A 13,435-nucleotide genomic window follows, 5' to 3' on the forward strand; every position below is an offset into this window, starting at 1 on the left:
AAAAGGTTTGTCAGCGCGGAGGCGCCGAAGACGGGTCCGGGACAGGGCTGCCGCGCTTCCGCCTCGGGACCGCGCGGGCTAAGGACGGCGCGGGACCGGCATCCGCCTTGCGGGGAGCCGGTGGACATCCTGGCTCAGGAAGGCGTGCTGCTGATGGACAAGATCAAGGTTGCGAACCCGGTCGTCGAGCTCGACGGCGACGAGATGACCCGGATCATCTGGAGCGAGATCAAGAACAAGCTGATCCATCCCTACCTCGATCTGAACCTCGAATATTACGATCTCGGCGTCGAGCACCGCGACGCCACCAACGATCAGGTCACCGTGCGGGCCGCCGAGGCGATCAAGCGGCACGGCGTCGGCGTGAAATGCGCGACCATCACCCCCGATGAGCAGCGGGTGAAGGAATTCAACCTGAAGGAAATGTGGAAGTCGCCCAACGGCACCATCCGCAACATCCTCGGCGGCGTGATCTTCCGCGAGCCGATCATCTGCCAGAACGTGCCCCGCCTGGTGCCGGGCTGGACCCAGCCGATCGTCGTCGGTCGCCACGCCTACGGCGACCAGTACAAGGCCACCGACTTCAAGGTGCCGGGCAAGGGCCGCCTGACCATCAAGTTCGAAGGCGACGATGGCACGGTGATCGAGCGCGAGGTCTTCAAGTTCCCGAGCGCCGGCGTCGCCCAGGCGATGTATAACCTCGACGATTCGATCCGCGACTTCGCCCGCGCCTCGATGAATTACGGCCTCAACCGGAAGTACCCGGTCTATCTCTCGACAAAGAACACCATCCTCAAGGCCTATGACGGCCGCTTCAAGGACCTGTTCGAAGAGGTCTTCCAGAACGAGTTCAAGGCGAAGTTCGACGCCGCCGGCATCACCTACGAGCACCGCCTGATCGACGACATGGTGGCCTCGGCCCTCAAGTGGTCGGGCGGCTACGTCTGGGCCTGCAAGAACTACGACGGCGACGTGCAGTCCGACACCGTGGCGCAGGGCTTCGGCTCGCTCGGCCTGATGACCTCCGTGCTGCTCACCCCCGATGGCCGGACTGTCGAGGCCGAGGCCGCGCACGGCACGGTGACCCGCCATTACCGCGAGCACCAGAAGGGCAAGGAGACCTCGACCAACTCGATCGCGTCGATCTTCGCCTGGAGCCGTGGCCTCGCGCACCGCGCCAAGCTCGACGACAACGCGGCTTTGGCCACCTTCGCCGCCACCCTGGAGAAGACCTGCATCGACACCGTCGAGGCTGGCTTCATGACCAAGGACCTCGCCCTCCTGGTCGGTCCGAATCAGAAGTGGCTTTCGACCACCGGCTTCCTCGACAAGGTCGACCAGCACCTGAAGACCGCGATGGCCTGAGACGGCCGAATCCGTAGCCCTCACGCGGGCGCGGGGTCGTTCTTTCGTCTCTGCCGGTGGGGTCATCGTGCCGACAGGGTCCTGCCGGAGACTCACGGGAAGCGCGGCGTCATCCCGGGGCCGCGCAGCGGAGCCCGGGATCCAGACACGCAGGTGGTGCAGGACTTCGCGCCATCGGCGGATCTGGATTGCACGCCGCTGTGGCGCCCCGGAATGACGGCGCCGAGTAAATCGGCCAGCCGATCGGCCCTTGGCCGCCTGTCACGACGCGTGACGCGCCGCCTCGGCATTGTGCTTGCGGGTCGCGGCGGCCTTCTTGGCCGAAGCGGAGCGCTGTTCCGCAGTCCGGGAGGCGGAGGCTTTCCCTCCCGTCTCGCCGCCGAGATGGGAGGCTGGGTGCCCGGTCGCCCGGCCCCGGCCGGAACCGCCGGGTTTCTTGCCGCCACCGTCGTCCTTGTTGACGGTGGCCCAGGCCCGCGCCTCGGCCTGCTTCTCCGGCACTCCGCGCGATTCGTAGGATTCGGCGATGTGCTCGGCCTTGCGGATCTGCTTGTCGGTGTATTTCGACTTGTCGCCCTGGGCCATCCGAACGCACTCCGGTGGGACGGACCCGGCCGGCGTCTCAGCCGAGGGGACCGGGTCCGTCGAGGATCGCCCGCACCCGGCGGATCAGGTCCGTCCGGCGATAGGGCTTGTTCAACAGATCGAACTCCGAGCCACCGGCATCGGTTCGCTCCAGGCTCGCCTCGGCGTAGCCGGTGGTCAGCAGAACCTTGAGGTCCGGGCGCCGGCGCTTGGCCTCGCGCCCCAGCGCGATGCCGTTCATGCCGCCGGGCATGATCAGGTCGGTGAACAGCAGGTCGATGGGACCGCCGGCGTCGAGCACCTCGAGGGCCTCGCGTCCGTTCTGCGCCATCAGGGTGGTGTAGCCGAAGTCGCGCAGGATGGTGCGGGCCAGTTCCGCCACATCGTCCCGGTCGTCGACGATCAGGATGGTCTCCGTGCCCGTGCCGTCCTGGGCTGGATCGAGCGCCGCCGCCGGGGCCGGGTCCGCCGCTTCCTGCTCGGCGGCCGGGAAGGACAGCCGCACGATGGTGCCCTCCCCCAGCACCGATTCGATCCGCGCGGCGCCGCCCGACTGCTTGGCGAAGCCGTAGACCATCGACAGGCCGAGGCCGGTGCCCTTGCCCTCCTCCTTGGTGGTGAAGAACGGGTCCATCACCCGCGCCAACACGTGGGGCGGGATGCCGCTTCCGGAATCCGAGAGGCTGACGGTGACGTAGCGGCCGGGCGCCAGGGTGCTCCCGGAATCGTCGGCGATGACGTGGTTCTCGGTCGCGACGGTGAGGCGCCCGCCCTCCGGCATGGCGTCGCGGGCATTGATGAAGATGTTGAGCAGGGCGACCTCGGCCTGGGTCGGATCGACCCGGCAGGTCCACAGCTCGGGACTGAGGTCGAACCCGATGCTGATGGTCTCGCCGAGGGTGCGGCTCGCCATATCGGCCATGCCCTGCACCAGGGCGTTGAGGTTCACGGAGCGCCCCTCCAGGCGCTGCTTGCGGGCGAACGCCAGCAATTGCTGGGTCAGGGTGGTGGCACGCTCGGCGGCGGTGCGGATGTTGTCGGTGGCGCGGCGCAGACGGCGGCGGTCGGCTTCGGGGTCGTCGAGGCCGGAGCCGACGATGTCGACGTAGCCGACGATGACCTGCAGCAGGTTGTTGAAGTCGTGCGCGATGCCGCCGGTGAGCTGCCCGAGGGCCTCCATCTTCTGGGCCTGCCCCAGCGCTTCCTCGGCGTCGCGCCGGCGCGAAACGTCGAGCTGCGAGGCGAAGAAGTACACCAGCGTCCCGCTCGCGTCGTAGATTGGCGATACGAACAGGGCGTTCCAGAACGGCGTGCCGTCCTTGCGGTAATTGATGATCTCGGTCGCCACGTTCTCGCGGGCGGCGATGCCGCGCGCCAATTCGCGCACCGAGGCGCGGTCGGTTTCCGGCCCCTGCAGGAAGCGGCAGTTGCGGTCGATGACCTCGTCGCGACCGTAGCCGGTCATCTCCAGGAAGGCGTCGTTGGTGAAGATGATCGGATTGTCGGGCAGGCGGGGATCGCTCACCACCATCGGCATGCGCGAAGCGGCCAGGGCTGCGAAGAAGAACGCGGCCTCGGGACCGGCGTCGGGGCCGACCGCCGCCATCGCGGGCCGGGTGGTCGCGCTTGTCTTGTCCGCCGACAGGGTCTCGTCCGTCGATGGGATGGTGGGGGTCTCGATCATGGTCGCGCAATCAAACCGGGAGGCTCCGGGAGGAGGCTCCCGCCGGCCTCGCCTAACACGCGACAAACACTGGGCGGACGCATCGTTCCCTCGGTGGACCGCGCGGCGGTGACAGTCTCGCGAGGCGGCACGCGCGATCCGGCCCCGCGACGGTCCGAAGACGGCCGCGCGGGGGGAGCGTGAGGCGGCCGCGCGACGGGGCGCGCGCGGCCGGTCCGGTTGGCGTCAGCGCTGCTCGGTCTCGAAGCGGACGCTGTTGACGTTGGCGCGCTCGAAGGCCTGCATCACGTGCTGGTAGGAGCGCTCCATGTCGCTGGCGTCGACGCCGTCGACCTCTTCGGGCTTGAGCACGAACATCAGCATCGAGCGCCCGGTGACGTCGTAGGTGGCGCCGATCGGCTTGCTGACCACGTCCTGGCTGTCGGGCAGGTTGGTGTCGAGAAGCCGGGTCCAGCCGACGCCGCCGACCGATTCCGGCAGCGTGAACGACACGAGGTCGTGATAGGCGTTGTAGAGCAGGAGCAGGGTGGCATCGCCGCCGCGCCGGTGGATGCCGGAGGCCTGGGCGCGCCCGTCGAGCAGCACCGCGATGGCGCGGGCGTCCCCTTGCGTCCAGTTCTCGGGCGACATCTCGGTGCCGTCCGGCTTCAGCCAGGTCACGTCCTTGACCCCGAACTCCTCGTCGTAGGCGCCCGTGAGGAAGCGTCCGCGAGTGAGGATCGGCAGGGCTTCGCGCAGCAGGGTCAGGCGCTGCGTGAACTCGGCGAGATCGCGCTCCTCCGGACCGACGGCCTCCCAGTCGAGCCAGGAGATCTCGTTGTCCTGGCAATAGGCGTTGTTGTTGCCGTTCTGGGTGCGGGCGAACTCGTCGCCGGCCAGCAGCATCGGGGTGCCGCGCGACAGGAACAGGGTCGCCAGCATGTTGCGCATCTGGCGCAGCCGGATGGCGCGGATCTCCGGATCGTCGGTCGGGCCCTCGGCGCCATAATTGTTCGACAGGTTGTGCGAGTGGCCGTCGCGGTTGTCCTCGCCGTTGGCCATGTTGTGCTTCTCGTTGTACGACACGGTGTCGTTCAGCGTGAAGCCGTCATGGGCGGTGAGGAAGTTCACCGATGCCCAGGGCTTGCGCCCGCGCTTGTTGAACTTGTCGGCCGAGCCGGTAAGCCGGGCGGCGAGATCCGGCAGCATGCCCTCGTCGCCGCGCCAATAGCCGCGCACGTCGTCGCGGAACCGGTCGTTCCACTCGGCCCAGCCGGGCGGGAAGCCGCCGACCTGGTAGCCGCCCGGACCGCAATCCCAGGGCTCGGCGATCAGCTTGACGTTGTTCAGCACCGGGTCCTGGCGGCAGGTGTCGAGGAAGCCGCCGCCCTCGTCGAAGCCGTGCGGCTCGCGGCCCAGGATGGTGGCGAGATCGAAGCGGAAGCCGTCGACCCGCATTTCGGTGGCCCAGTAGCGCAGGCTATCGGTCACCAGCTGCAGCACGCGGGGGTTCGAGAGGTTGAAGGTGTTTCCGGTGCCGGTATCGTTGATGTAGTAGCGCGGCTCCTTGGGCATCAGCCGGTAGTACGAGGCGTTGTCGACGCCCTTGAACGACAGGGTCGGACCCTTCTCGTTGCCCTCGGCGGTGTGGTTGTAGACCACGTCGAGAATGACCTCGAGGCCGGCGCCGTGCATGCGCGCCACCATCTCCTTGAATTCGGAGAAGGCGAAGTCCGGCACCGCCGAATAGCGCCGGGCGGGCGTGAAGAACGAGATGGTGTTGTAGCCCCAGTAGTTCACCAGGTCCTTCTCCTGCAGGTAGTCGTCCTGCACGAAGGCGTGGACCGGCAGGAGTTCCACCGAGGTGACGCCGAGGCTCTTGATGTAGTCGAGCACCGCCGGGGTGCCGAGACCGGCATAGGTGCCGCGCAGCTTCTCGGGCACCGCCGGGTGCAGCTTGGTGAAGCCCTTCACGTGGGTCTCGTAGAAGATCGTCTTCTCCCACGGCACGTGCGGCTTGCGGTCCCGGCCCCAGGTGAAGGCCGGGTCGATGACGCGGGACCGGCGGGTGAAGGGCGCGGAATCGCGCTCGTCGAAGGTCAGGTCGTCGCCCGTCTCCATCTGGTAGCCGAACAGCGCCGGGTTCCAGGTGATCGAGCCGACGAGGCCCTTGGCGTAGGGGTCGATGAGCAGCTTGTTGGGGTTGAAGCGATGGCCCGCCTTCGGCTCGTAGGGGCCGTGGACGCGGTAGCCGTAGATGGTGCCGGGGCGCGCGTCGGGCAGGTAGCCGTGCCAAATCTCGTCGGTGTACTCGGGCAGCTCGATCCGCTCGATCTCGTTCACGCCGTCATCGTCGAACAGGCACAGCTCGACCTTGGTGGCGTGGGCGGAGAACAGCGCGAAATTGACGCCGAGGCCGTCCCAGTTCGCGCCGAGGGGATAGGGCGAGCCCTCCTTGATGCGCGAACGCTTGGCGCGGCCGTACGGGATCGATCGGTCGGCGGGATTCGTCGTGTCGGCCATGGTGGCTCCGGGCGAGGATCAGGTCATGCGTCGAGCCGGACGCTGCGCGGCGCCCGGACTCGGAAAATCGAGACAGGAACGCTCACGCTTCCTCGGAAGGTCCGCCGGTGCGCAAATCTTTTTGCGACGCGCAACGCCGCGGGCCGGTGCGGCCGGACTCCGGGCGGGATCTCCGAACCCGTACGCCTCGCGCAGACCCTTGCGCCCGGGGCAGACCCTTGCACCCGGGGCAAACTCTTGTGCCCGGCGCAAACTCTTGCACCCGCACGGTAACGGTTCGGGTTGTACCAGGAAGCGTTGTACGAACGGCCCTCCCGGCTTCCGTCGCGTGCCGGCTTGCGTCATGCTTGAACCGCATCCGGCCCGGCGTGGGCCGCCCATGCGAGGAGACCAGGGCATGACGGATCGTCCCAACGGGCTGCAGGCCATCGCCGACCGCTACCGGGTCAGCCTCGATGCCGTGCGCCACCTCGTCCACGCCCTCGAGGCCGGACACGGCCGGATGGCGCAGTTCAACCATCCGGATCTCGGCGGGTTCGGGCAATGGTCCGGCTCCGGCATGACCATGATCGGCGACATGTTCAACACCGACCTCAAGGCCCGGGTCGATGCCCTGTGCACCACCCTCGCGGCCGCGCTGCCGGCGACGGGCTGGTCCGACCCCGCGCGCGGCGGAGACCGGCCGGAGCCGCAACGCGGCACGGGTCCGTTCTGGCCCGCCGAATGGGGATCGCCGGCCACCTCCGGGTCGCAGAACGGCATGCGCTACGCCTATTTCCCGGCCCAGCGCCGCATCGTGGTCGAGACCGAGAGCGGCGTCGCCATCTACGACACCGACGACCACCTGATCAGCGGGGTTTCGCAGCAGCAGGGCGGCGGCACGAGCCTGCGCTTCTCCGGCCCGGCCGGCGCGATCGACCTCGCGACCCTGCGGCGCCTCGACGGGGCCGAGCGTGGCGAGGGGCAAGCCGGGACGCGGCCTCCGACGCCCGAACCTTTTGCCCCCGAGCCGTTCACACACGAGCCGTTCGCCCCCGAACCGGCATCGACCGATTCACACGCGGCAGCACCGGCCGGCGACGTGCTGACGACCATCGAGCGGCTGTCGGAGCTTCAGCGCAAGGGCATCCTGACGGCGGCCGAGTTCAACGCCAAGAAGGCCGAACTGCTGGCCCGCCTGTAGGGGTCGCGCGCGGATCGCCTTTCTGACGGATCGCCCTTTCGACGGAGCGCTCGCCGTCGCGGCGCGTTGCCGGGCTGTGGATCGGCCGCCGGCGGTCCGGAAAGCCCGACAGCCCGAAAGCCCATGGCGCGCGCCCGCGAACTCCTCGACGTCAGCACCATCTACCACGAGCCGGCGGTGCCGGACTTTTCGCGGGGTCGGGAGATTCTCGATCGCTTCCCCGCGGCCGAGCGCATCGTGGTGCCCTCGCACTGGAACATCCCGAGCCTGCACGGCAATGCGGGGTCGGTCGAGGACTGGGTGCGGATCAAGCGCTCGACGCTGGTGCTCGGTGTGAAGAAGGGTCTGGCGATGCGTCCGAACGGGCGCAGCGCCCACTTCATCGCGCCTTCGACCTCGAACGGCTGCGCCATGGCCTGCGCCTATTGCTACGTGCCCCGGCGCAAGGGCTTCGCCAACCCGATTTCGCTGTTCGTCAATGTCGAGGCGGTGGCCGCCGCCATCGCCCGCCACGCCGCCCGCCAAGGGCCGCTGACCGAGCCCGACACCATCGACGCCGCGCGTTGGGTCTACGACCTCGGCGAGAACGGCGACCTCTCCGTCGACGCCATGGTCAGCGACACCGTGCGCGACCTCGTCGGCCTGTTCCGCGACCTGCCCAACGCCAAGGCCTCCTTCGCCACCAAGGCGGTGAATCGCGACCTCCTCGCCTACGATCCGCAGGGCAAGACCCGGATCCGCTTCTCGCTGATGCCGGAGCGCATCGCCCGCATCGTCGATGTCCGCACCGCCCCGATCCCGGAGCGCATCGCCGCGATCGACGACTTCGTCGCCGCCGGCTACGAGGTCCACGTCAATTTCTCGCCGGTGATCCTCTACGAGGGCTGGGAGGCGGATTGGCGGGCGCTGTTCGAGGCGATCGACGACGGCATCGGGCCGGCGGCCCGGGCGCAGCTGAAGGCGGAGATCATCCTCCTGACCCACAATGCCGACCTGCACGCGGTCAATCTCGGATGGCACCCCAAGGCCGAGGACCTGCTGTGGCGCCCCGACATCCAGGAGGCGAAGGTCTCGGAAGGCGGCGGAGCCAACCTGCGCTACCGCACCGGCTGGAAGGGCCAATGGCTCGCCCGGTTCAAGGCCCTGCTCGCCGAGCGGATGCCCTATTGCACCGTGCGCTACGCTTTCTGACGGGCTGTCCTCACCACCTGAGCCGAGGCACCCTCATCCCCAGCTCATCGCACCGGTGGCGACCTTGGCGCCGATGTCGAGGGCGATGCCCATGCCGAGGCCCGGGAACCGGGCCTGCATCGCCGCGGTCAGCGCGGCGGCATCGCCGCCCTTGGCCAATTCCTCCTCGAAGGCCAGGAGGTAGGCCCGGGTGAAGGCGAGGGCTGACGCGTCGGTCGCCGCGTCCGGCACCTGATGGCCCGGCACCACGACGACGGGTCGGCGGGCGGCGATGCGATCGAGTTCGGCGATCCAGGCGGCGCGTGCCTTCGGGCTCTGCGTGTCGGCGGTCCAGACATGGACGCCGGAGAAGATCAGGACGCCGCCGAACACCGCGTTCAGCGCCGGCACGAACAGGGTGCGCCGGTTGGGCAGACCGGCGGCTGGCACGATCTCCACCCGCTCGCCATCGACCGCGAGGGCAGCCCCGTCGAACGCCTCCGGCATCACCGTCCCGTCCCGGGTCTGCGGGCCGTTCGTTCCGAGCTGCGGCCCCCAGGCGGCGATCTTCTTGTCGACCGAGGCGGCGATGGCCGCCACCGTGGCCGAGGCGGCGAGCACCCGCGCCTCGGGGAAGGCGTGGCAGACCGGCGTCAGGCCGAAATAATAATCCGGGTCCGACTGGCTGACATAGATCGTGGTCAGCCGCTTGCCCGTGGCGGCGATCGCCTCCGCGAGGGCGCGACCGTCGGAAAAGGTGAACCCGCCATCGATCAGGATCGCCTCGGTCGGCCCTTCGACCAGGACCGGGGCCCGAAAGAAGCCGTCCGGCCCGGCGGGAAAGTGGGTCCAGCGCAATCCGGTTTCGGGCGCCGTGGTGGTCTGCGTCATGATAATCCCCCTGATCCTGCCTGAAGCTCGGCGGCCAGCCCGTCCCGGTCGCCGAACAGAATGCCGCTCGGCATCAGCCGGGCGCCGCGCCCGTCCGCGATGACGAGGGCGGGAACACCCCGGACCCCGAACTGCGCCATCATCCGGCGCGCGGCGTCGATCCGGCGGCGGCCGCTGTCGCGGAGCGTTTCGTCGGACGCCGTCACCCGTGCGGCAGGCTCGGCGAAGCCGGCCCGGGTCAGCACATCCGCCACGACGGAACGGTCCGCGGTATCCCGTCCCTCGACGTAGCGGGCCTGCTGCAATGCCTGCAGCCCCTCGGCCTCGGAGCCGGACGCGGTCAGCCCGATCGCCACGACGCCCAGGGTGGTCGCGGCCGAGTCGAACACGAGGCCGGAGGTCTCGAAGATCAGGGCGCGATAGGCTTCGGAGAACACCTGCCCGGTCTGCGCCGCGATGCGCTGATCGTTCTGCCAGGCGTAGCCGGCGAAGGCCGCATCCATCGGGTGGGCCGCATCGCCGGCGAACAGGCCTGTGGGCGCGAGCCGCAGTTCGACATCCTCCCGCTGGGCGAGCCAGGCCAATGCGGGACTCGCGCCGTAACACCAGCCGCACAGGGGATCGAACAGATAGGTGAGATGCATGGATCTGCACACGCCTTGTGGCCTGAGGCGCACCGAGACAATTTGAAAAGTCGGATAAAGCCCGGGATTTATCCCCTTAGCGGCAGACTTTCCGCAAGACTAGGCCGGATTTCGAATGTCTGTCCAGTCCGGGTCGAGGCCCCTGCGGGACGGGCCGCGGGCGTGCGGTCCGTGGCGGCGGGGCGCTTCCGGGCCGTCTCGCATCCTGACCTCTGGCCACCGACGGCGTCTTGCGGCTCGCGGATCGGGACGTCAGGCGGCCCGGATCAGGATCCGGCCGAAGACCGGGCCGAAGACGAGGCGGACGAAGAAGCCCTGTACCGGCCGGCCGGGGCGAGGGACTCGAGGACGTCCAGGAACTGCCGGCCGTTCTTGCTCCAGTCGAAGGTGCCCGAAGCGGCGGCGAAGCTGCCTTCCTGCATCGCGTTCAGACGCGGGAAGTCGTCGATGACATCGACGATCTGGCGGGCCAACTCCGCGCCATCCCCGGCCAGCAGGCAATGGTCCATGATGGCGTCCGGAACGCCCTCGAACGAGCCCTCCAGGGCCGCCACGGGAAGACGATTGAAGATGTAGTCCAACACCTTCAGCTTGAAGCCGCCGCCGACGGCCTCGACGATGAGCCCCAGACGGGCTTGCGCCATCACCTGCTCCGCGTCCTCGACAAAGCCGAGGAAGCGGGTCGCGCGGAGTTGCCCTTCCCATTCGGCCCGGAACGCGGCCGAGACGTCGCCGACCAGATGCATCTCGACGCCGGCCGAGGCCAGGATCGCGTCGGCGGCGGTCAGGAAGGCGGCGACGTTCATCTTCTTGGGCAGCCATCGCAGGGAGCCCAGCATCACCACCCGGCGCGGAACCGCGGCATCGATCCGCCGCGCGGCCACCCGTTCTCCGGCGAACCCCGGGGGCACGACGAGCACATCGGCGCCCGCCAGGCGCGGCTTGAACATCTCGGCATCCCTGCCCGTGAGCGTGACCACGAGGTCCGCTGCGTGGAGCAGCTTGCGCTCCAGATGGGCGACCTTGAGCGCATTCGCCGCCAGGACGAGCTTCTTCAGCGTGTTGCCTCGGTAGGCCTGCGCGATGTCGCGGGCGACCTGCTCTTCGTCGTTATGGGCGATGTAGACGAGCTTGAACCGGCTCTCGGGCACGCAGGCGAGCTTCCGCAGTACCCAGCCCGCCGCATAATTGTCGATCACGACGACGTCGGGCTCTTCCTCCGCCAGCAGGCGCAGCATCCGTTTGCGGATGGTCCTGGGCGAGCAGCGCGCCGTGACGATGGGCAGCCGGCTGACGACGGCGCGCGGCCGCCCGCGCTGCGCCGTGTGGACGGGCAGCAAGATGACGTCCGACCCGAGGCTGTCCGCATCGTCCGGTCCGTCTCCGGAACTGAGACCGAGGAGATAGACGTTTGCCCCGGCTGCGCCGACGGCTTCTGCGAAACGGGCGGAATAGACCCGATCACCGGCAGTCAATGGGAGCGGAATAAGGCCGCTGATCCAAACAACCTTCATCCAGCCGACGTCCTACCGAGTGTTGACGAAGCAATGACCTCTCATTTCTGGCAAAGAACCGGAACTTGAGTTGCTTACAGGCACAGAAAGCCGCCGATCACGAGCCGCCCTCCCGGGAGTTCATCGGCCCCGTCCACGAAAACGTTTCGTTAACCAAGTTAGGGCGGCGCGCCCATATTTGAAAGAGGAAATCGGTTCAGCCTAAGAAAATTTGCAGATCTGGACAGGGTTCAGTCCGGATGGACTGCGCAGGCGCATGATTGTGCCGCACCTACGTAGTATCGCCCCGGGATCGCATCGCAGAGTGCGGTTGAAATACGCCGTTGAAGCCTGCGAAGACGGGAAATCGACTTGCAAGTTCGCGCTCTGGTTGCGAGCTCAAGGCTTGTGGGGCGGGCATGACTGAGGCGGTGCGGTGCCGTTGCTGGCGCCGAGTTCGCCGCGTTTTTGACAGCATCAGGCGGGTCGAGGCCGGTTGCGAGACCCGTCCGGCTGCGGCCGCCGCGCCTCGGCCCAGACGCATCGTGAAAGCCGGACGCCGCCACTGTCGGAGCCGCGCCGAGATACGGGGCGGGCGCCAGCGCTGTCCGGCCCTGGACGGGGGGGCTTCACGCTCGCCATGAGAGCGGTGAGAACCCGCAGGCGCACGGTCCGACGACCGCAGGGCGACAGCCGATTCAAGGCGCGCCGCACCCTCGGCGTCGCATCCCCGGGACACGACGACGCCACACGGGCTATCGCGAGCCGAAACCGTTTGCTGTCAGAGGGTTACGAGGATCTGGCGGAGGGAGCGGGATTCGAACCCGCGATACCGTTTCCGGTATACACACTTTCCAGGCGTGCGCCTTCAACCACTCGGCCACCCCTCCGGTCCCGGGCCTGCGTCTCACAGCCGCCGCTCGGGCGACCGGGCTTCGCAAGGGCGCCGGGAGGCGTCGTGTACAAGCCGCACCCGCGGCGTGCAAGCCTCTGAACGGCAAAGCTGCCGATTCTTCTCGGAATCGGGACCGAAGGATCTTGGAATTGGGACCTCGGAATTCCCTCGGACGAGCGCGGGGGGCGCTGCCCGGTCGGGGTGCCCTTTCTCAGATTCGCCGCTTTTGTCGGCGATCCCGTCGCGGTGACGTGCTGTCCGCGCCCGCGATCGGGCCGGCCGCGCCGTCGGGAGCCCTCCTCAGCCGTGATCCGCTTCGACAACGTGACCAAGATCTACCGGACGGACGGGCACCGCCGCACGATCCTGGAGCGCGTCTCGTTCACCCTGAAACCGGGGGTCAGCTACGGCATCCTGGGCATCAACGGCGCCGGCAAGTCGACCTCCCTGCGGCTGCTCGCCGGAACCGAGATGCCGACGAAGGGGCGGGTCATCCGCAACCGGCGCGTGTCCTGGCCGCTGGGCTTCGCCGGCGGCTTCCACCCGCAGATGACGGGGCGCGACAACATCATCTTCGTGGCCCGGATCTACGGCGAGGACCCCCGCAAGGTCTTGGAATTCGTCGAGGATTTCTCCGAACTCGGCAGCTATCTCGACGTGCCGATCAAGACCTACTCGTCGGGCATGGGCTCCCGGCTCGCCTTCGGCATGAGCATGGCGATCCCGTTCGACTGCTACCTCATCGACGAGGTGACGGCGGTCGGCGACGCCCGTTTCCAGAAGCGCTGCGAGGAGGCCTTCGCGGCCCGGCGCGAGAATGCCGACGTGATCATGGTCTCGCACGGCATGGACACCCTGCGCACCTGGTGCCAGCAGGGGATCGTCATCATCAACGGGCGCGCGATCGTCTACGAGGACATCAACGACGCCATCGAAGTCTATCGCCGCCTGAACGCGTGAGCGCGCGTCCGGGCCGGTTCGGTCACGGTTTCGCCGCGGCGATGATGAATGGACACGGACGGG

At 68.3% G+C, this 13,435-nt stretch carries 10 protein-coding genes and 1 tRNA gene; 4 read left to right on the forward strand and 7 right to left on the reverse strand.

The genetic code is table 11. The features are described from left to right. The first annotated feature begins 153 nt into the window (after positions 1–153). Positions 154–1,365 carry an NADP-dependent isocitrate dehydrogenase gene (locus ACV7NL_RS20790; protein WP_056482733.1) on the forward strand — a complete coding sequence of 404 codons (1,212 nt, stop codon included), beginning with the start codon at positions 154–156 and terminating at the stop codon, positions 1,363–1,365. 261 nt (positions 1,366–1,626) lie between these two features. Here ACV7NL_RS20790 and ACV7NL_RS20795 read toward each other — a convergent pair whose 3' ends face one another. The 3 genes from ACV7NL_RS20795 to glgX all read right to left on the reverse strand — a co-directional run bounded on the left by ACV7NL_RS20795 (position 1,627) and on the right by glgX (position 6,136). Next, positions 1,627–1,950, reverse strand: a complete 324-nt coding sequence (locus ACV7NL_RS20795; RefSeq protein WP_463356756.1) for a plasmid stabilization protein — start codon at positions 1,948–1,950, stop codon at positions 1,627–1,629. Positions 1,951–1,987: 37 nt separating this feature from the next. After that, positions 1,988–3,556, reverse strand: a complete 1,569-nt coding sequence (locus ACV7NL_RS20800; RefSeq protein WP_463357185.1) for a histidine kinase famiy protein — start codon at positions 3,554–3,556, stop codon at positions 1,988–1,990. 303 nt (positions 3,557–3,859) lie between these two features. Next, positions 3,860–6,136 carry a glycogen debranching protein GlgX gene (gene glgX, locus ACV7NL_RS20805; RefSeq protein ID WP_247634441.1) on the reverse strand — a complete coding sequence of 759 codons (2,277 nt, stop codon included), beginning with the start codon at positions 6,134–6,136 and terminating at the stop codon, positions 3,860–3,862. Positions 6,137–6,533: 397 nt separating this feature from the next. Between glgX and ACV7NL_RS20810 the strand changes: the two genes are divergently transcribed. Continuing rightward, on the forward strand, positions 6,534–7,319 hold the full coding sequence (locus ACV7NL_RS20810; RefSeq protein ID WP_056190143.1) for an SHOCT domain-containing protein: 786 nt from the start codon (positions 6,534–6,536) through the stop codon (positions 7,317–7,319). Positions 7,320–7,442: 123 nt separating this feature from the next. Then, positions 7,443–8,510, forward strand: a complete 1,068-nt coding sequence (locus ACV7NL_RS20815; RefSeq protein ID WP_056190145.1) for a spore photoproduct lyase family protein — start codon at positions 7,443–7,445, stop codon at positions 8,508–8,510. 33 nt (positions 8,511–8,543) lie between these two features. Here ACV7NL_RS20815 and ACV7NL_RS20820 read toward each other — a convergent pair whose 3' ends face one another. The 4 genes from ACV7NL_RS20820 to ACV7NL_RS20835 all read right to left on the reverse strand — a co-directional run bounded on the left by ACV7NL_RS20820 (position 8,544) and on the right by ACV7NL_RS20835 (position 12,407). Further along, positions 8,544–9,380, reverse strand: coding sequence for an MBL fold metallo-hydrolase (locus tag ACV7NL_RS20820; protein WP_247634443.1), 837 nt, complete (start codon positions 9,378–9,380; stop codon positions 8,544–8,546). Beyond that, entirely contained in the window at positions 9,377–10,024 is a 648-nt protein-coding gene (locus tag ACV7NL_RS20825) for a DsbA family protein (RefSeq protein ID WP_463356757.1), read from the reverse strand. The genes ACV7NL_RS20820 and ACV7NL_RS20825 overlap by 4 nt, the downstream gene beginning before the upstream one ends. Before the next feature lie 266 nt (positions 10,025–10,290). Continuing rightward, the gene (locus ACV7NL_RS20830) at positions 10,291–11,538 is read right to left on the reverse strand and encodes a glycosyltransferase (protein ID WP_463356758.1); all 1,248 of its coding nucleotides are present in this window, start codon (positions 11,536–11,538) and stop codon (positions 10,291–10,293) included. Between the two features lie 779 nt (positions 11,539–12,317). After that, positions 12,318–12,407 (reverse strand) — tRNA-Ser (locus ACV7NL_RS20835). Between the two features lie 311 nt (positions 12,408–12,718). Here ACV7NL_RS20835 and ACV7NL_RS20840 point away from each other — a divergent pair. Beyond that, positions 12,719–13,372 carry an ABC transporter ATP-binding protein gene (locus tag ACV7NL_RS20840; RefSeq protein ID WP_056190152.1) on the forward strand — a complete coding sequence of 218 codons (654 nt, stop codon included), beginning with the start codon at positions 12,719–12,721 and terminating at the stop codon, positions 13,370–13,372. Positions 13,373–13,435: the final 63 nt, after the last annotated feature.

The sequence above is a fragment of the Methylobacterium sp. Ger2507 genome, assembly GCF_055231875.1.

Excerpts from the sequence above, each read along its gene's own strand:
- ACV7NL_RS20790 (WP_056482733.1), top strand. The coding sequence starts at position 154 with ATGGACAAGATCAAGGTTGCGAACCCGGTCGTCGAGCTCGACGGCGAC.
- ACV7NL_RS20795 (WP_463356756.1), bottom strand. The coding sequence starts at position 1,950 with ATGGCCCAGGGCGACAAGTCGAAATACACCGACAAGCAGATCCGCAAG.
- ACV7NL_RS20800 (WP_463357185.1), bottom strand. The coding sequence starts at position 3,556 with ATGGCGGCGGTCGGCCCCGACGCCGGTCCCGAGGCCGCGTTCTTCTTC.
- glgX (WP_247634441.1), bottom strand. The coding sequence starts at position 6,136 with ATGGCCGACACGACGAATCCCGCCGACCGATCGATCCCGTACGGCCGC.
- ACV7NL_RS20810 (WP_056190143.1), top strand. The coding sequence starts at position 6,534 with ATGACGGATCGTCCCAACGGGCTGCAGGCCATCGCCGACCGCTACCGG.
- ACV7NL_RS20815 (WP_056190145.1), top strand. The coding sequence starts at position 7,443 with ATGGCGCGCGCCCGCGAACTCCTCGACGTCAGCACCATCTACCACGAG.
- ACV7NL_RS20820 (WP_247634443.1), bottom strand. The coding sequence starts at position 9,380 with ATGACGCAGACCACCACGGCGCCCGAAACCGGATTGCGCTGGACCCAC.
- ACV7NL_RS20825 (WP_463356757.1), bottom strand. The coding sequence starts at position 10,024 with ATGCATCTCACCTATCTGTTCGATCCCCTGTGCGGCTGGTGTTACGGC.
- ACV7NL_RS20830 (WP_463356758.1), bottom strand. The coding sequence starts at position 11,538 with ATGAAGGTTGTTTGGATCAGCGGCCTTATTCCGCTCCCATTGACTGCC.